This window comes from Bacillus sp. SIMBA_026 (assembly GCF_046535335.1).
In the GTDB taxonomy this organism is placed as follows: Bacteria; Bacillota; Bacilli; order Bacillales; family Bacillaceae; genus Bacillus; species Bacillus velezensis.
In genome coordinates this window covers 1-243 of record NZ_JAWRWX010000416.1, presented here as the reverse complement: position 1 = coordinate 243, position 243 = coordinate 1, and the positions used below count along the sequence as shown (strand labels likewise).

Genomic DNA, 243 nt, shown 5'->3' with positions numbered 1-243 from the left:
CTTGGATTCGAGGAGGCTCAGCAGCGCGATAAGGTATTTGTCCTGTGTGGCTGAAACCTCATCAACCGTGCGCGATTGAAGATACTGCTGGAGCTGATCGGTAAGCTTCTGCTGAAGACCCGGATCGGCAAGGTCTGGAGTTTCGAATGTCGCCCACCGCTTCATCATGCCGGGTGAAAAATGGTGCAGGAAATTGGCGAATCCGCCTTCTCCACCGGTGGTGTGAAACGAGGAATATTGGCC

The 243-nt window shown here is 53.9% G+C and carries 1 protein-coding gene; it reads right to left on the bottom strand.

All coding sequences use genetic code 11. The annotated features are described in order from the left end of the window. Window positions 1-243: hypothetical protein (locus SB847_RS22025; protein WP_410578867.1), on the bottom strand; the 243-nt coding region annotated here is incomplete at both ends.